This is a genomic window from Pseudomonas fluorescens (genome assembly GCF_000968015.1).
Classification (GTDB): domain Bacteria; phylum Pseudomonadota; class Gammaproteobacteria; order Pseudomonadales; family Pseudomonadaceae; genus Aquipseudomonas; species Aquipseudomonas fluorescens_W.
Map to the genome: position 1 here is coordinate 41,858 of NZ_LACH01000050.1, position 21,939 is coordinate 63,796.

Below are 21,939 nucleotides of genomic sequence, written 5' to 3' on the forward strand. Positions count from 1 at the left end.
CTCGCGATAGCGGTGTGTCATTCAGCATATTTGTCGGGTGTAAGACCGCTATCGCGAGCAAGCTCGCTCCCACAGGGGGTTGGTGGTGTATTTGAGTTATTGAATCAATCAGGAGGACACCGTGGCCCAATTTGCCCATTCCGTCGGCGCCCAGACCTATCGCTTCGAAAGTCTCAAGGACGTCATGGCCAAGGCCAGTCCGGCGCGCTCCGGGGATTTTCTGGCCGGCGTCGCCGCCCTCAACGATGGCGAACGCGTGGCCGCGCAGATGGCCCTCGCTGACATCCCGCTTAGCCACTTCCTGCAAGAAGTACTCATTCCCTACGAGACTGATGAAGTCACCCGACTGATCGTCGACACTCACGACAAACAAGCTTTCACCGCCGTCAGCCACCTCACTGTCGGCGGCTTTCGCGACTGGCTGCTCAGCGATGCCGCCGACGAACAGAGCCTGCGCGCCCTCGCGCCAGGCCTGACCCCGGAAATGGCCGCCGCCGTGTCGAAGATCATGCGTGTGCAGGACTTGGTGCTGGTGGCGCAAAAAATCCGTGTTGTTACAAAATTCCGCGGCACGATGGGTTTGCGCGGTCGGTTATCCACACGCCTGCAACCCAATCACCCCACCGACGAACCGGCCGGCATCGCCGCGAGCATTCTCGACGGCCTGCTGTACGGTAACGGTGACGCGATGATCGGCATCAACCCGGCCACCGATAGCATCTCCTCGATCTGCGCCATTCTGGAAATGCTCGACGCGATCATCCAGCGCTACGAAATTCCTACACAAGCCTGTGTGCTGACGCATGTCACCACGTCCATTGAGGCAATAAATCGCGGCGTTCCGCTGGACCTGGTGTTCCAGTCGATCGCCGGCACCGAGGCGGCCAACGCCAGTTTCGGTATCAACCTGAACGTGCTGAAGGAAGGCTATGACGCCGGTTTAAGCCTGAATCGCGGCACACTGGGCCAGAATCTGATGTATTTCGAGACCGGCCAAGGCAGTGCCCTGTCAGCCAACGCCCACCACGGCATCGATCAACAGACCTGCGAAACTCGCGCCTACGCCGTTGCGCGACATTTCAAACCGTTCCTGGTGAACACCGTCGTAGGATTCATCGGGCCGGAATACCTCTACAACGGTAAACAGATCATCCGCGCCGGCCTCGAAGACCACTTCTGCGGCAAGCTCCTGGGCGTGCCCATGGGTTGCGACATCTGCTACACCAACCACGCGGAAGCCGACCAGGACGACATGGACACCCTGCTGACCCTGCTGGGCGTGGCCGGGATCAACTTCATCATGGGCATCCCCGGCTCCGACGACATCATGCTCAACTACCAGACCACTTCGTTCCACGACGCCCTTTACGCACGCCAGACGCTGGGCCTGAAACCGGCGCCGGAATTCGAACAGTGGCTGGCAAAAATGGGCATCTTTACCCAGGCAGACGGCAAGATTCACTTTGGCGACAGCCTGCCGCCGGCCTTCCGCCAAGCGATGGCGCAACTGGGATGAGTGTTGAAATGGATAAACCACCCGCTGATCCACAGAACCCGTTGCTGGAACTGCGTCGCCTGACGCCAGCGCGGATCGCCTTGGGTAGAACCGGCACCAGCATGCCGACCAGCGCGCAGCTGGATTTCCAGTACGCCCACGCTCAGGCGCGGGATGCGGTGCACTTGCCGTTCGACCATGTGGGGCTCAGCTCACAACTGGCTGAACGCGGGCGTGCCAGTTTGCTGCTACACAGCGCCGCTGCGGACCGGAACAGTTATTTGCAACGCCCCGATTTGGGGCGAAAGCTAAGTGATGAGTCGGCGCAGACACTGCGCGATTACGCATTGGCCAATCCCGGCGGTGTCGATCTGGCCATTGTCGTTGCCGATGGGTTGTCGGCGCTGGCCGTTCATCGCCATACCCTGCCGTTTCTGGAACGGATGGAAGACCAGATTGTGAATGACGGCTGGTCCGTCTCACCGGTCATTCTGGTGGAACAGGGTCGGGTCGCCGTAGCCGATGAGATCGGCGAACTGCTGGGTGCGAAAATGGTGGTGATTCTGATCGGCGAACGCCCTGGCCTCAGCTCCCCGGACAGCCTGGGGCTGTATTTCACCTACAATCCAAAGGTCGGGCTGACGGATGCCTATCGCAACTGCATCTCCAACGTCCGACTCGAAGGCCTGAGTTACGGCATGGCGGCACACCGTTTGCTGTATTTGATGCGCGAAGCCTGCCGACGGCAGTTGTCAGGGGTCAATCTGAAGGACGAGGCCCAGGTTCTGACACTGGAGTCGGACGCAGGAGCGGACATGAAAGGTAATTTCCTACTGAGTCTGCCGGATGCCTGAACCGTTTCCGCATTGCGTTTCTGATTCAGTTTCAGGCAGGATCGAAACACGGCTGCTCGAGTGAGAACCGTTCGCCGTCACAGTACGTGAAGACAGCCACTTGAAGACGAGACCTACCATGCGGATTATTCAAGCGACCCTCGAACACCTGGACCTGTTGACCCCGTTGTTCGTCAAATATCGCGAGTTTTATGGCTCCCTGGCTTATCCGGACTCGTCCCGGGCGTTCCTTGAAAAGCGCCTGCGTCGCAAGGAGTCGGTGATCTACCTGGCCCTGGCCGATGACGACAGCAACAAACTGATGGGTTTCTGTCAGTTGTATCCGAGCTTTTCGTCCCTTTCGCTGAAGCGCGTGTGGATCCTCAACGACATCTACGTCGCCGAAGAGGCCCGCCGCCAGTTGGTGGCCGACAACCTCATCCGCACCGCGAAGAAAATGGCCAAGGAAACCAACGCTGTACGCATGCGCGTTTCCACCAGCAGCAATAACGAAGTCGCGCGCAAAACTTACGAATCCATCGGATTCAAGGAAGACACCGAGTTCAAGAACTACGTGTTGCCGATCAGCGACGAGCTCTGATCCGCATCGAACTTTGTGGGAGCGAGCTTGCTCGCGATAGCTTCTCTTCGGTATGACTGATACACCGAGGTGCCTGAATCGCGAGCAAGCTCGCTCCCACAGGAATCGATTGCACCGCTCCAACCGGTGTTGATCCTTAGAAATCCCCCGCTACAAACTCAACGCGATTTTCACCTCTTAATCCGTATAATGCCGACCTTTCCGGCTTGTAAGAAAAACTACACCCGTCTGTAGCCTTTCGCGAAGTCATCCGCACAGGCCTGCCGAGTCGGGCCGTCACCACAGGTGCTCTCCATGGATTTCAACCCGCTCGACATTATTCTGCATCTCGATGTGTACCTCGATTTGCTGGTAAACAACTACGGGCCATGGATTTACGCCATTTTGTTCCTGGTGATCTTCTGCGAAACCGGCCTGGTGGTGATGCCATTCCTGCCGGGCGATTCCCTGCTGTTCATCGCTGGCGCAGTAGCCGCCGGCGGCGGCATGGACCCGGTGCTGCTGGGTGGCCTGCTGATGCTGGCGGCAATCCTTGGCGACAGCACCAACTACCTGATCGGACGAACGGCCGGTGAGCGTTTATTCAGTAACCCGAACTCGAAAATCTTCCGCCGCGACTACCTGCAGCAAACCCACGATTTCTACGACAAACACGGCGGCAAAACGGTGACGTTGGCGCGTTTCATGCCGATCATTCGCACCTTTGCACCGTTTGTCGCCGGCGTGGCCAAAATGCCCTACCCGCGTTTCTTCGCCTTCAGTGTTTTTGGCACGATCCTCTGGGTGGGCGGTCTGGTGACCCTCGGTTACTTCTTCGGCAACGTACCGTTCATTAAAAAGAACCTGTCGCTGCTGGTAGTGGGCATCATCCTGCTGTCGCTGTTACCGATGATCATCGGCATGATCCGCAGCCGCTTCGGCAACGCCGCGTCCAAAGCTCAATCGCGCTGATTCACCATGTGGTCCCTTAGCGCCTGGCGTCGCCGGCGCACCTTGACCAAACACCCGATTGCCGACGACCTGTGGCAGCGGGTGCGCCATCACTTGAGTTTTCTCGATGGCCTCAGCGCCGCCGAAGACCAGTGGCTGCGCGAAGCCAGCGTGCTGTTCCTCCAGGACAAACACCTGACCGCCCTGCCCGGCGTCGAACTTCACCAAGAGCAACGCCTGCTGCTTGCCGCCCAGGCGCAACTGCCGCTGCTGCATCTGGGCGAACTGAACTGGTATCAGGGTTTCCACGAAATAGTCCTCTACCCCGACGACTTTCTCAGCCCCCAGCGCCATCGCGATGCCAGCGGCGTCGAGCACGAATGGGACGGCGAACACAGCGGCGAAGCCTGGCAGCAAGGCCCGGTCATCCTCGCGTGGCCCGGCGTGATGGCCAGCGGTGGCTGGGAAGGCTACAACCTGGTGATCCACGAACTCGCGCATAAACTCGACATGCTCAACGGCGACGCCAACGGCCTGCCGCCGCTGCACGCCGACATGCGGGTCAGCGACTGGGCCAAGGTCATGCAAGAAGCCTACGACGACCTGGATCGGCAACTGGATCGCAATCCCGACGCTGACACCGCCATCGACCCGTATGCGGCGGAAAACCCGGCCGAATTCTTTGCGGTCACCAGCGAATACTTCTTTAGCGCCCCGGATTTGCTGCACGAGGCGTATCCTCTGGTGTATGAGCAACTGAAGCTGTTTTATCGCCAGGACCCTCTGGCCCGGCTGCGGCAACTTCTGGCCGAAGACCCGGTCTATCAGGCACGCGACTAAGGTCTCTACGACCTCTGGTACATAGCAACGGCGGCGGAATATGCCTATAATCGCCGCCACTTTTTGGTCAATCCGGCCAAGTGATTTTGGTCAACTAACGGGGGCACCGCCCAATGAGCTACAGCAAGATTCCGGCTGGCAAAGACCTGCCGAACGACATCTACGTCGCGATCGAGATTCCGGCCAACCACGCCCCGATCAAATACGAAATCGACAAAGACAGCGATTGCCTGTTCGTTGACCGTTTCATGGCCACCCCGATGTTCTACCCGGCCAACTACGGTTTCATCCCGAACACCCTGGCTGACGACGGTGACCCCCTCGACGTGCTGGTCGTGACCCCTTACCCGGTTGCTCCAGGTTCGGTCATCCGCGCCCGTCCGGTCGGCATCCTGCACATGACCGACGACGGCGGCGGCGATGCCAAAGTCATCGCAGTCCCACACGACAAGCTGTCCCAGCTGTACGTCGACGTGAAAGAGTGCAGCGACCTGCCACCCCTGCTGATTCAGCAGATCGAGCACTTCTTCGCGAACTACAAAGACCTCGAAAAAGGCAAATGGGTGAAGATCGAAGGTTGGGGCGACTCAGAAGCCGCTCGCACCGAGATCATGAAGTCGGTTGCCGCCTATAAAGGCTGATAGCCGTCTCTCACGAACGGCTATAACGAAGAACCCCGGTTGATCCGGGGTTTTTTGTGGGCGTTTGAATATCATGTTCAACAGCACATTTAACGGGCGGGCAAACCGGTTTTTCTTGTTTAATTTTTACAAAAGACGTCTTACATCAGGACTTAAATTTCACGCCAGATTTGAACGTTTTGTTGAATCAAAGCCTTATGCCGCACGGCTAGACTCGTGTTTATGAAAAAGAACAAAACCTGCGGCCCACGATTCAGAATGCTCCTGAAGGAGCTACAAATCACGACAACGAGATTTGCCGAATTCCTGGGTATTTCCGACCCTCAAACTGTCCATAACTGGTACGCCCGCGGAGTCCCTGACTACCGCATGGAAGATGTCGCCAGAAGACTGTCCGTGAACACTGAATGGCTGAAAACCGGCGAAGGACCGCAAGACGCCAGGGAATTGCATCTGATCGACGCATCCGGCAACACCTTCGACGCCCAATCAATCCGGGGCACCTATCGGGTCATCGACCCAGTCGATATCGAACTACCCTTTTACAAAGAAGCAGCCACTGCCCCCGGCTCCGACAAAACCCATGTCATCAAAGACCCCAGCGAATCGATCCGCCTGCCACGCAGAGATCTTGACTCCCTGGAAATCAACCACGCCGATGCCATCTGCGCCCGCATGGTTGGCAACAGCATGGCCGAAAAAATTGAAGATGGCTCCATCGTCGCCATCGACCGCGGGCTCACGCAAATTGTCGACGGAGAGATTTACGCCATCGAGCACGACGGCATGTTGCGCATCAAATACCTGAGCCGGGTACCAGGCAACGCGATACGCATGCGCAGCCACAACAGCTCCGAATACCCGGATGAAGTTTTCAGACCTCCGCTAATCGAAGAACAAAACATAAGGGTTCTGGGATGGGTGTTCTGGTGGTCGACCCTGAATAAACGCAGGCCACCCTTACCTTTTCTGTAAACACATGACTTTGTAGCCGCTGGCTCCGTCAGCTGCTACAAGTCACGGGATAGCTCTACCCCGCACACCACGCTGGGAATTTCCCAAAAAAATCAGTATGCTGCGCCCCACATTTGCGCATCGACCCGCCCCGCGGCTCAGATCGCACCGACAAGGCAGATGACTTTCTCGCCGAGTCCCACAGCCGGACGCAAGATCCGGGTGTACGTTTTGAAGGCTGGCGCGGTTTACCAAAAATGAACCAAGCCAGTCCCCGAGAAGCCGGCCACAAGCCGGCTTTTTAATGTCTGGAGGAAAGTGATTTACAGAAAAGTTTGGGCCGGGTAATGCTGGGGACTTCGTTGAAACCTGTATCAGCGGGTGGAACGATGTAACTGACGTTTTCACGTATGAGTGTTCTTGTTTACCAGATCTCGTCCTCTCTAGAACTCCTCACCTCAAGGCAGCAAAAGTCACAAATGCATATCGGCATAATTCGACCTTTATAAAAGCCTGCATATCGTCCACTCTCATCCCATCTCCTGCAAAACTATGCACGCACGCTCATTCACCTCGCAAAATTGCGGCCAGGACATTTGTTTCCGATAGTGCAAATCAAACTGCACATCTACCCGACAGATCGCTGGGCGTTGCGCGTAGTTTCTGCACAGTTTGGTAGTTTCATTGTAATCGCGGCATACACCGTCCCCCCGATCCAATGCACGGGTTTGTTCGGAGAGGTCGACATGTCGGCAACACGCACCGCAAGCTGTGCAGTTAAAGGGCGTCATAGAACGAAAACACTGTCCTTGTCATCCATGAACGCTTCGAACTCTTCAAAGTTTTCAAACGGCAGGCTGCAACCCAGAGTGTTGTTGAGCTGGGCAAGACCACTCACGTAGCTATCGGCATCCCACGACACCATGGCTTCATCCATCGCACCGAATGCTCCAGAGATGGCCGAAGCTTGTTCGGCGAAGTGCTCTTCGATCAACTGGCTCATGGCTACGCGTGAGGCTTGCATTCTAGGTAGTACATCCAGGCAGAGCTGCTCGATCTGCTCACGACGCTCGCGTGACACCCGAACTTCTTCACTTTCACCTAGGCTAATAATGCCTGATTGATGAAGAATACTGCCCACGAAATAGCCCACGGTTGAGCCTACCATGGCCCCGACCACCGGGATTGGAATGATCATCTGGCCAAGGGCTCCATAGTAGAAGCTGCCAGCGGTCATCAAGGCAGTGCCACTGATCTCGGTCATCATCGCGTCGAATTCGATGTCACCCTTCAGGTACATCGCGATGTGCTTGGTTGATTGCACGACCCCGCCGGCAATGGCGACATGGGCGTTTGATTTGGTGAGTGCGCCGATGGCTGCCTTGCCGACCCCCATGTGAGTCAGCAGGTGCGGAATGCCTTTGGCGGCGGCGGCGGTTGCGTAAGCAGCGCTAAAGCTGCCAACTCCGCTATAGCAGGTATCCAGCGCCACCTGCGCAGCGGTTACCTCGCCCTTGTGAAGACCCCAGAGTCCAGAAACAAAACTCACTCCGGCACCCAGGGTCCCGGCAACGATGCCAGCCTGCATACCAGCGGTGTGCATTTCGTTACCAATCGCCGCTCGCTCCATACCGGACGCGGTACCGTCAGCAACCGAAGCCTGGGTGTTCGCTACAGCCTCATCACGCGTTGTACCGCCCGACCTGACATTGTCATATTCGATGCCTTGATCCAGACGATCAGGAACTGTCCGATAACGCTCCGCGTAAATGGATTCAGTGTCCCCACGACGTTTCGCAAGCCTGAGCATATCGTCGTACTGATCAGACGATCCGACCAGATTTACATCCGCATACTTTTCATCGGTCAGATCGAATATCGAAGCCGCAGCGCTAGTGCGAGATTTCGCCTGATAGCTTTTGACAACAGCGTCGACATCGGTGATGCGAATATCGGCGACCTGGTTGTTGATTTCACCCAACACATCGGTGGTTGCCGCCTTTACAGAGGCATTTTTGCGCAATGCATCGAGGTTAAATTTACTGACTTCCAGCTGTTCGAAAACCCAGCCTTGAGCCTGATCAGCTGCGAGGTTGCGACGCTGAAAAGCGATATCGCGCAGGCGCTGAGTATCGCTGAAGAACTCGACAGTTCGTTCAGTCAGTTTTTTTGTATTGAATTCGGCAAGTTGTGCAGCGACATATGACAACGATCCATCAGACTTACGCTCTGACATGACGTGTTTTCCCTGAGATCGATAGACAGAAGGGCTGTTATCAGCCCTTCGATGATCGAGTGAGCGTTCAGCTCAGCTCTTCAACAATTTCAGTGTGCAGGTGGTCGATCTGCAGCACTGACTTCTCGATCACTGTTCCGGATTCGCTGAGCAGAGGCTTATCAATAATTTTGCGAATCGTCGACGCCGTTGCGGCGGCCATCATAATTCCTTTGCGGATATGTTCCGGGTGTCGACGGTAGTCAGTGTTGCTCGCCACTGCGTTTTGCACCACGGACAACAGCGGAACAAAACGTTCCATCAACTGTGCAATGACATCATTGACGTGTAAGAAAGCGGTAAAAATTCCTTCCGCTACCGTTTCAGCAGACTTCATTTCTTCTGCGGCGATTTTGGCCTTGGCCAGGTTCTCGTAGGCAGCGTGCTTGGCTGACTCGGCTTTGGACGCTAATATCATGCCGCCCACCGCCAGAACCGGCCCCGCCACAATACCGCCCAGAACTGCCGTGCCGCCCGCCATTCCCAACCCACCGGCACTGAGTGCACCACCACCAAACCATGCAAGCGTGGCGTTTGTCGCAGCGACTCCGCTCAAAGCAGCGATGGGCGTGCCTGTGGACGCAGCAGCAAACAATCCAGCGCCGCCAAATGCGGCCAGGCCCGCCAGACCACCAGCTCCGACCGAGCTAATGCCCGACAGCAATAATGGGCTCATGTACCCCGCCGATGCAGTGAGTTCGGCGAGGGCTGCCTCGCTGAAGGCAAATTCACCGTCGATCTTGCATTCCTTGAAGTCCACGTTCTGGAGCTTGGAGAAAGCGTTCACAAATGGAATCAGGCCGCTTTCATAGGCTAGAAGTTTGGCTTTACCCAAATCCTCAATCTGCAATTGAGTCTGATCACGCGTTGCTTCCAGTGACTTCTGTGCACGATTTACCAGGCTGTTAGCATTATCGTTGGTGTCCGAGGCTTCGGAGAAATCACGCTTGGCGTCAACGCCCTTCTTGACCCCGTATCCGCCCGCAACAAGTGCGACACCGGCCAAAATAAATGGAATAGGCATGCTCAGAGTCCTTTCTAGTGAATTGATGATGTGAAGTGCAAAAAACAGTGAAGGTCGATGACGATGGAATCTTGAATCAACCGCCTCTTTATCGACCTCCACTGGGGTTAACTTTAGAGTGCGCACAAGAATATGCCATTAGTCTGCCACCACCAAGCGTTGCAAAATCTCGACTTTCCCTTGCAACTGTTCCACATGCGCTTTTTCTGCTCTCAATGCCGACCGCAGCTCCCGATTTTCCATTTCCCGAATCCGTGCCCAGCGAGCCGATTTCTGACAATCGAGTATTTTCTGCCAGATCTCCCGCAACTTGAGGTACTGCATCAAAAGCACCAGCAGAATCAATACGATCATCGCCATTGCACCTGTAGCAACCATGTCTGGCGCACTCATATCCATTTCCTTTCGTGAGCTCGATTTATCTCGAAGACCAGCGAAAGATATGTAGAGTTAAGCGACAGGTCTAGAATGTAGACTTATACAGGTAAACAAAACGAGCACATGGAGGGGACATGAAACGCAAGCAATCCATCGAGCAGGTTCGCTGGGATCTGGCACTTCGCTATCGTTTGATCGAGACCGTTGCCTGGTGGGAAGGCCGGCTGACCACGGGACACCTGATCCAGAGCTTCGGCATCAGCCGGCAGCAGGCGTCCAAGGACATCAATACCTACATCAATGAACATGCGCCTAAAAACCTTACATATGACAAACAGATAAAGGGCTATGTGCCGAGCAAGGTGTTCAAACCGCTGTTCATTGACGACAGTGCGAGCGCCTATTTGCACCTGCTCTACCAAAACAACGCACGCGCGCCGCACATCGAAGGCCTTGCCCTGGCCTATGCCCACACCAAAGTGCTCGAAGTACCGGATCGTTCGATCAAGGCTGAGATTCTTCGCCCGCTGCTCAAAGCCTGCCGTGAGCACCTGCGCCTGGATATCGACTACGTCTCGCTAAACAGCCCGGAGCCCGAAGGCCGCACGATTGCGCCGCACACATTGGTGTACACCGGGATGCGCTGGCATGTGCGCGCCTACTGCGAGAAAAACCGGGAGTACCGCGACTTTGTGTTGAGCAGGCTAAGAGGCGTGCCCGATATGCGGGAGGATGAAACCGAAAATGGCATTGATGGTGATGAGGTGTGGAACACCGAGGTGGCGGTAATCATCAAGCCCGACGGGCGCTTGAATAAAGCACAACAAGCGATCATTGAAGTCGACTTCGGGATGACTGATGGGCAGTTGGTTGTTCCGAGTCGCAGGGCCTTGGTGATGTATGTGTTGCAGCGCTATCAGATTGATCCAAAAAACCTGAATCCTAATCCTGAAGCGCAGCAGATTGTGGTCGCCAACCTCAAGGAGTTGAAACCCTGGCTTTACGATTGAACCTGGGCTTTGCCTTTAGTTGAAGCCGCCCCGCGCAAGTCCGGTCTCCGCATCGACTCTCAAAGTATCCAGGTTCTCGCAGGGGATTTCGGCTCAATCTCGACTAATCCCAACCCCTGCAGAATCGGCAACACGTAAGTGATGTTTCTTGGGCCGAAACGGCCTGTGGCAGTTAAGCGAGATGCCCGGCAAAGTGGACCTGCCTCCTCGGGAACTGCGTTCGCGTTTATCACGCACGGCCCTCTTCGGTCGTGGTTATGGTCATGCAAGTACTGGATTGCGTTCTCGAAAGCGCTACGCGGAACAACCATCGACGTGGAGCCAGGGGTCACAGTGACCCCATTGGCACTCACTGCTACTACGTTAAAAGTCCGTTGCCCACCGGGCGTATTCAACACAGTCATACCGCTGATCAGTGGCCAGACGGATGCAATGGTGTTCGCTGCTGAAAAACTCATTGTGTTTGCTCCCTGTGGACAGATAAATAAATTCGCAACGCACTATAAACCCTCACGGATAACTAAACCCCTTAACCAACGTCAACTCCCCCACCGCCCGCATCGGCACCAGAAATGTCTCCATCTTTTCGTTCGGCGTCCCTTCCTCCGTAATCACCGTGACCTGCGCCGTCGTCAGCGGCTGAACCGCCTCCTCCTGCCCCTCATCATCACTGCGATACCCGCCCCCGAAGTAATTCACATACACCAAATACTGCCCCTTGATCGGCGCCGGCATGGCGAAGATTTCCGGGCCGTAGCCCGTCGTCACGTCGACATCGAGCGCAGCACCATTGGGAACAACGCGGTCGCCGTACCAGATATGGGCGCCGTCGGGGGTGATGAGGTGCAAATCCAGATCCGTACCATCGCTGTCCCAGGCCAACAACACCCGCAATTTCGCTGGGGTAGCGCCGCCACTGGCATTCAGGAACTGCGTGCGATGCCGCTGCTGGCCATCGGGGCTGCGGACTTCGACGCTGTTGCTGCCATTGGGGAATGAGAACGGGCGATCAAAGCGGCCAGCGGGGTCAATCTTCAGTGGCATGCTGACGCCGTTGACGATCAACCGGCCCGGCTCACCAGATTTGGGCGTCGCGTTGATTTGCCCGGTGATGCGTGCAGTGTTGGCCTGTCCCACCGGGGTGTTCACCGAGGAGGCTGGGTAGTTGACGATCTGGCGAAAGTTTTCGCCTTCGCCTTCTGGCGCGCCAGTGCGCCAGCCGCCAACGGGTGTGTCGAGTTTGGCGGCGCTTTCGGCGGCGAATGTCGTCGGCCATACGCAAAAAGAGCAAAGGAACAGGAGGACCTGTGGATAACGGAGTTTCATGGCCTATTCCAGCAAGAGGTGGCGGGCGAGCCCTTCGATGTAGGTTTCATCCTGGCCGTTGGGGTGTGCTTCGAAGGCCAGGTGCAAGTATTCGTGGGTCAGGTCGAGGCGGTCTTGAAGTGACAGCACGCCGCGCACGTAGATGCGCTGGCGTTCGCGGTCGACGTAGGGGCGACCGAAGGCCAGGCGGCAGACGGCGAAGGTGCTGACTTCGTTGTAGCCAACCTCGTTTTCCAACCGCGGACGCCAGCCGCGGCGTTGGTTCAGCAGCCAGTCTTGTGCGGCGGGGAGTGCTTCACAGGAGGCGACGGGGTTGTCCCAGCGGCTGAGGCTGGCGCGCGGGTAGGCGTGCAGCAGGATGGCGTCGTAGCGTTGACCGGCATTGGCTTGCTCGACGGCTTGCAGCCAGGAGAGTTTGTCCGGGCCGGGCTGGTCGGAGTGGTAGGTGACGGTGCTGCCGGCGAGGACCAGGTCGCTGGTCCAGGCGGCGATGTTGCGTGATTCGGCGGTGGCTGGACGTGGTGCGACGCGCTGCCGGCTGCTGCTGTCGTCGATGCTCAGGCAGTCGCCGTTGCGGGTAGCGTTTTGCAGCAGGTACGTGCGGATCGCGATGGCCAGGGCTTTGGCGGCTTCGGCGGGTTCGGGTTTGGCTTCGCGTTGCAGGACGCGGGCAACATATTCTTCGCGGTCCAGACGGGCGATCAGTTTGTCTTTCACCAAAAACAGTTCGCCGTCGCTGTGGATATCGAGTTGATTGCCGTTGGTGAATTCGACGCGGTAATCGCCCAGCATGGGACCGGACTCCACAACACGATCCCCCGCCAGAACGCGCTCGATGGGATAGCGTGAAAACAGTCCCACCTCGACACAGCGTCCCGCATCCACAGGCCAATCCACCGGCAACACCGAAGCCAACGCCCCACCGTAGTGACGCAAGACCATTTGACTGGTTCCACGCCCACCAGCCCAAACCGGCGTGCCATCCACCGTCCACCCGGCAAAACCACCCTGACGCGACGCAGGGTCCTGATCCCCCAACCAGCTCCAGGTTTTCACCCGCAACCGGCCACCGAGTTCGCCCACGACATTGCCGTCAGCCGCATTCAACACCACATCCAGCAACACCCGCCGCGCTTGATCCTGCGCCGGCATCACGGCCAGCATTCGCAGCAACTCAGTCACTGAAACGCGCGTGGAAGGCTGCAACGAAGCCAAATCCAGCAACCACTCCGGTGCCTGCCGCGCCTGCCAATACGTGCGCCAGTCAGCGCCAGCAATACCCAACCGCTGCGGTTCAAAGTACAAACCGCACGACTTCACCAAGGCCTGATCGCGCTCAATCTTGCCGCCTGCCGTGCAGCAGTAAACTTCCTCTTTCGACTGACCGCGACATTCGTAAGGCAATTCATGGGCGTTGGTATCCACTAGCCAGCCGTAGACAAACAACTTCCACACACTGCCCAGCGGAGTCTGCACATCTGCAGGCAACGGCTCGCGCGCGATCACCTGAGTCTGGCTCAACGACAGCAACTCACCTTTAAAAGCCAGCCGCAGCGGCTCCTCCTGCGCTGTTGCCAGCGCAGGGATCAGACACAGCCACCACCAGAGCAAACGCCGGGTCATGTCAGTTGACCGTGACCTGGCCGAGGGCCGGTTTCTGTTCCTGAGCCTGATGCTGCGGCGCGTAAACCTGAGTGAAACGCACCGGCGGCAGGTTGAACTGGCCTTTCTGCGAGAAGCGCACCAAATGACGCAGACGCAATTCGCCGCTCAAGGCATCGACCGGAATCGCGTAAGCCATCTGCCCCGGCTCGAAACGCGCCTTCTCCAACGCGGACGGTTCGGTGCCGGCCTTGCCCATGAGCTTGATGCCCCACGTGGTGCGCTCGACATCGGCACCCGGCGGCAGCGGCACTTCGAGCATGCCGTAGCGCAGCGGTTTGGCGGCTTTGCTGGTGATGATCACTTCGTCCAGATACAGGCTGTCGCTGGACAACGGCTTGGTGCCGACCGCTTCCAGTTTAAAGGTGAAGGCTTCGTCACCCGGCACCAGACGCGACAGGCGTCGGGTGATAGTTACGGCCATCGGATCAACCAGCGGTTGTTTGGTCTGGAAGCTCAAAGCCGCTCGCAACGGACGCTCTTGCGCACCGGTCAGCGACAGCACTGCGGGCACAGGCGCAGCACCCTGCCACGTCCAATAAGTCTCCCCGGTATCACCGTATTTTTTCTTCCAGCCTTCACCCGGTGCCAGTGCGATGGTGGGCGATACCTGCTCGATGCTGCGCTGCAACCAGATCAATGCCAACGCACGTTCCAGGGTCGATTGCTGTGGCAGCAGACGTTGCAACAACGCTTGCGCGTGAGCCTGATCGAAGGCTTGCAACGACAGGTTCAACGCTTCGACAAACGGCTGAGAGCTGACGGCCAAACGCTGTTGCGCATCCGTCAGCTGACGATTGAAGGCGTCCGGCAGAATCACCTTCGATTGCTTCGCCAACGAGGCAGTCAGCGCACGAGCGGCCGCCAGACCCAGCGCCGAATCCGGATCGCTCATGATGATGCTGTCTTCGCCATCGTCCATCAGGTTCGCCGCATTGCCTTCGCCCGCTTTCGACAGGTCATCCATCAAACCGCTGAGCAAGGTGTTCACCGGCAATTGCATCTGTTTGGCGAACGACAGAATCAGCGCTTTCTGCAACAGCGGCGTGTTTTTGGCCTGCTTCGAATAGACCTCCAGCACCCGCTGCCAATGCTCCGGCGGCAGGCTCAGTTCCAAGGCTTTGCTGGCGTGCCAGTCGGCGTAGTAAGCGTAAGCCGTGAGGAACGCATCCGGCTCGCCGTCCATGCCCCACCAGGTGAAACTCGCCGAAGGCCCGGCCATTTGCACCAGCCGCAGGCGGCTGTTTTGCATGATCAGGCGCAAGCGATCGCGGATCTGCGGGTTCGACGATAAGGTCGGATACGCAATGCTCAACGGCAGCAAACGACTGGCCGTTTGTTCGACGCCGCCGTACGGATAACTCAACAGATCGTCGAGTGCCGAGCGGAACAGCGCTTGCGGACTGTCATCCAGACGCAGGCGAATATCCGTCGCGTCCGCTGGCAAGTTCAGCGGCGTATCACCGCTGACCACGCCCAGGCTTTGGCTCTGAGTCACCTGCCAACCTTCGCCGGTCGCGGTCAACCGCACAGCCAAGGCATCAGCCGTTTTGCCGTCCTGCACCAGCTCAGCCGCCCACTCGCCACTGGCCAACGCAAACGCCGGCAGCGCGATGTAGTTGATGCCGTTGTTCAGCGTCACTGGCACTCGTTGTTCGGTACCGCCGAAATGAATCACCAACTCAGCCTTGGCCGGTTTTTCCGCTTGGCTGAAAGCAAACACACCGAGATCCGGTTTGTCGCCGTTGCGGAATTTGATCGGGCCGCTCCACTTCAGGTACAGCGGTTTTTCCGAGCGTACGAATTGCTTCTTCTGCCCGACCTGACCGTCATCGGCGATGGCCCGGGCGGTGATGCGCCAGCGGGTCAGCGAGTCCGGCATCTTGAAGGTGAAACGGGTTTTGCCGTTGGCGTCGGTGATCAATTCCGGTTGCCACGCGGCCGTGTCGACGTCTTCACGACGCGGCCGCTCCAGTACTTTCACGCCCCGCTCGCTACGGTTAGCTTTGCCCGGCGCGCCGGGGCTGCCCGGCAACGCGACGTCGTAGCTGATGAACGACAGACTGGCGCTGGTGCGCACGTTGTTGCGGCGCGGGTGGTAGAAAAACTGGTCAATGGTCGGCGCGACTTCCGGCTGCAACGCGTAGACCATTTCGTCCACCACGCTGACCGTCAGGTGCGCCGGGATAGGCTTGCCCGCGAACTGCGTGGTCAAGTCCACCGACACGGTATCGCCCGGCTGATACGCCTCTTTATCGGTGGCGATGACCACCTCGATTTGCGGCGCGATCACCTTGATGCCGGCGTTCTGGAAGCTGTACTGACCGCCCTTGGTGTAGAGCACCGAGAACGTCAGGTTAGGTGCGAAATTGTCCTTCACCGGAATCCGCGCGCGGTACTGGGTCTCGCTGAGTTTTTCCATCTTCAGCCAGTCGCCGCCCTTGGACAGCAGCGCTGTGGCCTCGACTTTGTCGCGCTCCAGCGACAGCAGTGCATCGCTGATCGGTTCAGGGAACGTGATCAATGCGAGGGCTTCGTCGCCGGCCTTGTACTCGGGTTTATCGAGGACGATTTCCACGGTGCCCGGCACGGCTTTGACGCCGTCGCCAGTGACCGAATGACCGGTGGCACCCACCACGCGGCCATGGTCATCCTTCAACGTCAGGTTGTAAGTACCCGGACGGTCGAAGGCCAAAGTGAAGCCTTTGTCCTTCGCGGCGAGTTTGCCTTCACCAGTCGTCTGATCTTCCAGACGCACCCAGCTGTAGCTGCTCGGCGTAACCGATTTGCTTTGCTCGCTGCCGCCTTCATTCAAGTAACTGAACGCAACCTTGTCGCCCACCGCGCTAAAACGCTGAGGCGCGCGCAGGCTGAAACTCGCGGCGCCGCGATCGATGAGAATTTCCTTGGTGGTCTTGACCCGATACGCCGCGCCGTCGCTGGCGAACACGGTGAGCATGTAGCGGCTCGGCTTCTCGGCAGCCGGCAGATCGAGCGTCGCGTTGCCCTTGGAATCGGTGGTCAGTTCGGTGCTGGTCAACTCCACCGGGAATTGCCCGAGGTATTGCAGTTCGTTGTCGACCATCGACAGTTGCTGGGCGCGCAGGCTCAGGCTCAACTTCGCGTTGGCCACCGGTTTGCCGTCCGGGTACAGCAGCACGAGGCTGCCCTTCACGGGTTCGCCGGTACGGTAATCCTGCTTGGCCAGGTTCAGGGAAATTTCGAAGTGCGGCTTGATGTATTCAGCGACACGGAAGGCGCTGCTGTAGGCCTGATCCTTGTAGCTGAAACGCAGCTCATAACCGCCCGCGACCGCGTTGTCCGGCAACTGAAAGCGGCCTTGAGTGCCAGCCTTGGAATCGAGTTTCAGCGCCAACGATTGCAGCGCAGTGCCGGTGGCATCGAGCACGGTCACGTTGACGTCGGCTGCCGTCGGCAGCACAGAGTCGCGGGCGTTCTTGAACTCTCGACCGACGATTTTCAACGACACCCAATCCCCCGGCCGATACAGCGGCCGGTCAGTGAAGGCGTAGAGTTTGGTGTCGTAGATTTCGCTGTCGTAATAGAAGTTCTCGGAGACAAACACCCCGCCCTCTTCGTCCTCGCCAATCACGAACGAACGCTCCGGGCTGACGTGTTTCAGACGCAGCAAACCATCGGCATCGGTCGCGCCACTGCTCATCACGCCGAGGCCATCGGTCCACAGCACATTCACCTTCGGCACCGAACTGCCTTCGTGTTTGCGCGCGGCCCACACCAGCAATTCATCACCGGCAATTTTGCTCACGGCCACGGTGTTGGACACGAACACCATGGTGGTCGCGCGGTACTTGCCGATCAGCGCTTCGACCAGGTACAGACCCGGTTTCAGGTTGCCCAACGGGATGTACACATTGCCCGGTGCGACGCTGACGAACTCGCTGGAAGAGCCGGCGAGGTTCACGCCTTCAGGCGGCTGGATCGGTTTGGCTTGCCACAGCGGATAACGGAATTGGCTGACCACCGGCAGGCCCGGAATCAGCGCGAATTGCGGCTGCGCGTCGTAAGGCGTCGGCGCGGCAATGGCGGCGCCCATCTTCAGTTCCGGCACTTCCTCGGTGACTTGCTTACGCGATTCGTAGGAGAACGCCCGCTGCATCACGCGACGCGATTTGCGATACCAGTTGTCCCACAGGTACGCGAGGGTGTTCGACAGGCCTTCGCCCTTGAACTGGCCGTCGCTGACCACGCGGTGCAGGTTCTTCTGGCGCTTGAGAAAATCCAGCGGCTTGTCGATGCGGTACACGCGAATGTCGGCGCCGCCGTAAGGCTCCATGCGGAACCGTCGGTAGTCGCGCCCCGGCGCCTCAAGGCGAACCATCGCCTGTTCGTCGCTGGCAAAACTGCTGTCGGCCAGCAGGAAAAAACTTTCACCAGCCACCGGCGTGTAACCGCTCGGCTCGACGGTGTCTTCGGCGTTGACCGCCGAAAAAGGCAAAACCAATACCAACAGAAGAGACAGAAAACGCAGCATGCGAGCACCGGTCATTGGGAGAGAAAGTTCAGTCGATAGACGCCGATGAAGTTGGGGTTGGCTGCGTCGGGTATCCATCGGGTGTCCTTCCATGTCATGAGTTGCTGCAGGCTTGCGGAGCGCATGCCGTTGTCAGTCGGGGTGGTGGTGCCGGTGTGATAGGCGATGTAGCGGCCCATCCAGATCATCAGGTGCTGGTCGTCACCCTGATCGAAAAACATCAGGTCGCCGGGCCGGGCTTGCGCCAGATCGCGACCGACCAAATGGCTGTTGAACTGAATCAATTTGATCGCGTTGACGTACGGCCCGACCTTGCCGCCGCCCTGCTGCCATTGCTGGGCGAAGCCGCGCTGGGCCTCGCTCAGTTGCAGCTCTGGCGGCAGGTAGCGGTTGGACAGGCCATTGCTGCGCAGCCATTTATCGTCATGGACTTTCAACGCTTCGTTGGCGGCGAAACGGACCAGGCCGGCGCAGTCCTGCTGATACCAGCGCGGGCTCGGGCCTTGGGTCAGTTGTTCCTGAGCGATGCGCACGAACCAGGCACGGAACACCTGGGATTGCTGCACGTCCAGCGGCGGCGCCTCAGTGGCAAATGCCCGGGTGCCCAGCAGCAATGCCAGCAGGCCGAGGCCTCGGATGAGTGCTGTCACAGGGCTTTCCATTCCAGCGGCAACCATTGCCAGTGGCCGTCGGGTTCGCTGCCTTCCGGCAACGTCAGGGCGTACTTACCGTAACCGCCGAGCTTGCGCAGTTTCGGTATCAGGTAGGTCTGCGCAGCGTTGTAGAACACCGGTTCCATGTCTTGCGGCAGGCTGTCGAGGGTTTCCTGCTGCATCAGTTGCGCCATCGAATCCGGGCCGAAGTAGACCGGCATCAGCAGGTCTTTTGGTACCACGTCGGCCATCGGCGGGAAGCGTTTGTCGAGAGTACCGAGGGCCTTGTCCACCAACTTGTCGTCGAGGGAGAACAGCAGCGTCGAACCGTGGCGCGCCAGGCTGACTTTCATGAACGCCTTGCCGGTGATCGCGTCCGGTTGCTCGGCATCCTTGGCTTTGTAAGGACCGAAGTTGGAGCTGACTTGGCGCTGCCACTGGTGGGTTGGGCCTTCCTGTTTCTCGACCACCGGGAACGCGTGTTCTTCGACGTTGCCTTCGTAGGCACCGACCATCGAGCCGAACAGATTGCCCAAGTCGCCGTCTAGTTTGGCGCTGTCATCATCGTTCAGGCTGGCCACCAGCAACGGCGTGTACAACCGCGAATCGGCGTACCAGCACAGGCCGGCGGCACCGGCCATGTGTTCGGTCAGGGCGTGAGCCACCGACTCTTCGGCACCGAGTTTCACCAGCAGCGGTTTTTGTTGTTCAGCGGCGAGCGGCAAGGCGACACAGGCACTGGCGCCCATCGGCATGGCTTGCCAGATCGGTTTGAAATCGAAGTCCGGCTGGTTCTCCAGTTCATCCATGGCCAGGAAGCTGTGCCAGCCCTTGTCGTCCATGTCGAAACGCAGGCCAGCGAAGTTCGGGATGAAGCGCTGGTAACCCATGGCCAAGACGCTGGAATTCACCGAGAGGCGTTGTTTCACCTCAGGCGTGCGCGGTTGCAGGCCGAAGGCTTCGGGGAACAGTTTGTCGCCATTGAGCAAGGCGGCGATGGCCTTGGTCGACACGCTGCCTGGCTCTTGCGATGAGTCGCCTTCCGGATCGTAGAGTTTGGTCGGGTTGGACAGCACCACCAGTTTGTCGCCGTGGGAGGCGAACACCAGCGCTTTGCTGGCGTTGTAGTTGAGTTGATAAAGCGCCACATCGTCGGCGCCGACTTTCACGTCACCAAGTTTGGTCAGCTGTGAATCATCCAGAGCCACTTTGGCCAGCGGCTCCAGCACCTTGGCCAGTCCACCGCGATCCATCACCAACAAAAAGTCTTTCAGGCGACCATCCGCCCCACGCCACAGCGCCACATCCGCCGGCTGATCAAAAAGCTGTTCGATCAAACTGTCCTGCAACTTCAGGTCATGCTCGTAGATGATCCGCCGCAGACTGCCGATCAAGCCGAGGCGATCGGCATGCGCTTCGTAATAGAAGACGAAATCTTCGGTCAGGGTGTCCTTGAGGAACGGCACCGCCAGCAAGTCCTTGGGCAATTGCCTCAAGGAATGGGTTTCAAGCAGACCGTCCGGCCGGCTCATACCCAGTTTGTCGCTGGCCAACGCCGCCGGTGGCGCCTTGGGTTTGTGCATGAACCAGCCCAGCCCGGCGGCGACGCCGGCCACCAGGACCAGCCCGATCAGAACGGCTGGCCAGCGACGGGAAGGTTTGGCTGCAGGCGTTTCGGCGGCCGGAGAAACAGTGTTATCGCTCATGTTCACAAAACCCGATGTCATCCGTGGAGCGGGATGCTTAATAGTTGAAAGTCTTGACCAGCAGCAGGTCACCGATGGCCCGCAGGGGCACGATGAAGGTCTCGCGTTTTTCGTCGACGGTGTTTTCGTTTAGCACCAGGTTGATCTGCGAGGTGATCACCTCGTTCTGGTTGCTGGTCTCATCGAAGTTATAGCCGCCACTGCCGAAGTTGCCCCAGTAGTTCACGTAAACCAGATAGGTGCCATGCATCGGCGCGGTCATGGTGAACATTTCCGGACCGGGGCCATCGACGCCGTCCGGGTCCAGACCGCCGCCATTGGTCAGCGCCGAGTGAGCCCAGAACGCGTGTTGGCCGTCGGGGGTAATGATGTGCAGATCGAGTTCGGCTTTCGGGTCATCCCACCCCAGCACCACGCGAATCCGCGCCGGGGTGCGCAGGTTGTTGGCTTCATAGAATTGAACGCGCTTGAGCGATTGACCTTCGGAGCTGCGCACTTCGACGCTGTTGGAGCCGGCGCCAAACGCATACGGCCGGGCGAAACGCCCCTGGTCGTCGGTGTACAGATTCAGAGGATTGCCGTTGACGGCCAGGGTGTGCGGCCCTCGCTGAGTGCCGAAGGCCTTGAGCTGGCCCAGGATCATTGTGCGATTGCGCTGCACACCGCGATCGATCGGTGGCGTGGGATAGGCGACTTGAGGATTTTCACTGCGGTCCAGCAGGCCGGAATAACGCCAGCCACCCACGGGCTCCGACACCTCAGCCGAAGGCTCGGCCAACGCCGCGGTCGCGCAGACGAGCCCCATCAGCAATAGAAGAAATGAACGCATGTGACGCCTCCTGCCATGCATAACGAAACCTTGCGCCCGATCCTCGGCGCGTTACAGATCCAAAAACTGCGTTTCGTCAGAAAGACCCGTGATTATTGGGTCGTAGAAGGCGCGAAGGTTAGCCATTTGGCGGGTTTTTAACAATCGGATACATCTATATTTGCGGCGCGAATCACGCATATTTTCGGGGCGTGAGCCGAATAACCCCCACATCAATACCAAACGCCGCTCAGTTAAGTCGTAACGTGACCTGTAATTGGATGGACTCG

19 protein-coding genes are annotated in these 21,939 nt (G+C 58.3%); 8 read left to right on the forward strand and 11 right to left on the reverse strand.

Annotation, left to right across the window (positions count from 1 at the left end):
• The first annotated feature begins 121 nt into the window (after positions 1 to 121).
• The 7 genes from VD17_RS21575 (at position 122) to VD17_RS21605 (ending at position 6,315) form a co-directional block, all read left to right on the forward strand.
• The gene (locus tag VD17_RS21575; protein ID WP_046055566.1) at positions 122 to 1,516 is read left to right on the forward strand and encodes an ethanolamine ammonia-lyase subunit EutB; all 1,395 of its coding nucleotides are present in this window, start codon (positions 122 to 124) and stop codon (positions 1,514 to 1,516) included.
• Positions 1,517 to 1,524: 8 nt separating this feature from the next.
• Positions 1,525 to 2,349 (forward strand): ethanolamine ammonia-lyase subunit EutC, encoded by an 825-nt coding sequence (gene eutC / locus VD17_RS21580; protein WP_185753194.1) that lies wholly within the window; start codon positions 1,525 to 1,527, stop codon positions 2,347 to 2,349.
• Between the two features lie 118 nt (positions 2,350 to 2,467).
• Positions 2,468 to 2,929, forward strand: coding sequence for a GNAT family N-acetyltransferase (locus VD17_RS21585; protein WP_008153569.1), 462 nt, complete (start codon positions 2,468 to 2,470; stop codon positions 2,927 to 2,929).
• Positions 2,930 to 3,223: 294 nt separating this feature from the next.
• Complete coding sequence (locus VD17_RS21590; protein WP_046055568.1) at positions 3,224 to 3,880, forward strand: DedA family protein; 657 nt, start codon at positions 3,224 to 3,226, stop codon at positions 3,878 to 3,880.
• 6 nt (positions 3,881 to 3,886) lie between these two features.
• A complete protein-coding gene (locus tag VD17_RS21595; protein ID WP_046055569.1) occupies positions 3,887 to 4,699 on the forward strand; it encodes a zinc-dependent peptidase in 813 nt (270 codons plus the stop codon).
• A gap of 113 nt (positions 4,700 to 4,812) precedes the next feature.
• On the forward strand, positions 4,813 to 5,340 hold the full coding sequence (ppa, locus tag VD17_RS21600) for an inorganic diphosphatase (RefSeq protein WP_046055570.1): 528 nt from the start codon (positions 4,813 to 4,815) through the stop codon (positions 5,338 to 5,340).
• A 222-nt stretch (positions 5,341 to 5,562) separates the two neighbouring features.
• Complete coding sequence (locus VD17_RS21605) at positions 5,563 to 6,315, forward strand: S24 family peptidase (RefSeq protein ID WP_046055571.1); 753 nt, start codon at positions 5,563 to 5,565, stop codon at positions 6,313 to 6,315.
• 509 nt (positions 6,316 to 6,824) lie between these two features.
• Here the strand turns inward: VD17_RS21605 and VD17_RS32970 are convergent.
• The 4 genes from VD17_RS32970 to VD17_RS21620 all read right to left on the reverse strand — a co-directional run bounded on the left by VD17_RS32970 (position 6,825) and on the right by VD17_RS21620 (position 9,986).
• Positions 6,825 to 7,085 carry a YkgJ family cysteine cluster protein gene (locus VD17_RS32970; RefSeq protein WP_080932052.1) on the reverse strand — a complete coding sequence of 87 codons (261 nt, stop codon included), beginning with the start codon at positions 7,083 to 7,085 and terminating at the stop codon, positions 6,825 to 6,827.
• The gene (locus VD17_RS21610; RefSeq protein WP_046055572.1) at positions 7,082 to 8,530 is read right to left on the reverse strand and encodes a hypothetical protein; all 1,449 of its coding nucleotides are present in this window, start codon (positions 8,528 to 8,530) and stop codon (positions 7,082 to 7,084) included. The genes VD17_RS32970 and VD17_RS21610 overlap by 4 nt, the downstream gene beginning before the upstream one ends.
• A gap of 67 nt (positions 8,531 to 8,597) precedes the next feature.
• Positions 8,598 to 9,593, reverse strand: a complete 996-nt coding sequence (locus tag VD17_RS21615; protein WP_046055573.1) for a hypothetical protein — start codon at positions 9,591 to 9,593, stop codon at positions 8,598 to 8,600.
• Positions 9,594 to 9,731: 138 nt separating this feature from the next.
• Positions 9,732 to 9,986, reverse strand: coding sequence for a hypothetical protein (locus VD17_RS21620; RefSeq protein WP_046055574.1), 255 nt, complete (start codon positions 9,984 to 9,986; stop codon positions 9,732 to 9,734).
• Between the two features lie 119 nt (positions 9,987 to 10,105).
• On the opposite strand from VD17_RS21620, the gene VD17_RS21625 reads away from it, so the two are divergent.
• Positions 10,106 to 10,981 (forward strand): helix-turn-helix transcriptional regulator, encoded by an 876-nt coding sequence (locus tag VD17_RS21625; RefSeq protein ID WP_046055575.1) that lies wholly within the window; start codon positions 10,106 to 10,108, stop codon positions 10,979 to 10,981.
• Positions 10,982 to 11,491: 510 nt separating this feature from the next.
• On the opposite strand, the gene VD17_RS21630 is transcribed toward VD17_RS21625, so the two are convergent.
• The 7 genes from VD17_RS21630 to VD17_RS32475 all read right to left on the reverse strand — a co-directional run.
• On the reverse strand, positions 11,492 to 12,307 hold the full coding sequence (locus VD17_RS21630; protein WP_046055576.1) for a YfaP family protein: 816 nt from the start codon (positions 12,305 to 12,307) through the stop codon (positions 11,492 to 11,494).
• Positions 12,308 to 12,310: 3 nt separating this feature from the next.
• Positions 12,311 to 13,930: a DUF2300 domain-containing protein gene (locus VD17_RS21635; RefSeq protein WP_046055577.1), complete on the reverse strand. Its 1,620-nt coding sequence runs from the start codon at positions 13,928 to 13,930 to the stop codon at positions 12,311 to 12,313.
• Between the two features lies 1 nt (position 13,931).
• On the reverse strand, positions 13,932 to 18,497 hold the full coding sequence (locus VD17_RS21640) for an alpha-2-macroglobulin family protein (RefSeq protein ID WP_080932053.1): 4,566 nt from the start codon (positions 18,495 to 18,497) through the stop codon (positions 13,932 to 13,934).
• Entirely contained in the window at positions 18,494 to 19,144 is a 651-nt protein-coding gene (locus VD17_RS21645) for a DUF1175 domain-containing protein (RefSeq protein WP_046055578.1), read from the reverse strand. Before VD17_RS21645 ends, VD17_RS21640 begins: the two co-directional genes overlap by 4 nt.
• Positions 19,129 to 20,841, reverse strand: coding sequence for a DUF2138 domain-containing protein (locus VD17_RS21650; protein WP_046055579.1), 1,713 nt, complete (start codon positions 20,839 to 20,841; stop codon positions 19,129 to 19,131). The genes VD17_RS21645 and VD17_RS21650 overlap by 16 nt, the downstream gene beginning before the upstream one ends.
• Before the next feature lie 37 nt (positions 20,842 to 20,878).
• A complete protein-coding gene (locus VD17_RS21655; protein ID WP_046055580.1) occupies positions 20,879 to 21,670 on the reverse strand; it encodes a YfaP family protein in 792 nt (263 codons plus the stop codon).
• 51 nt (positions 21,671 to 21,721) lie between these two features.
• Positions 21,722 to 21,939 (reverse strand): hypothetical protein (locus VD17_RS32475; RefSeq protein ID WP_221174445.1); only part of this gene is annotated, 218 nt, incomplete at its 5' end.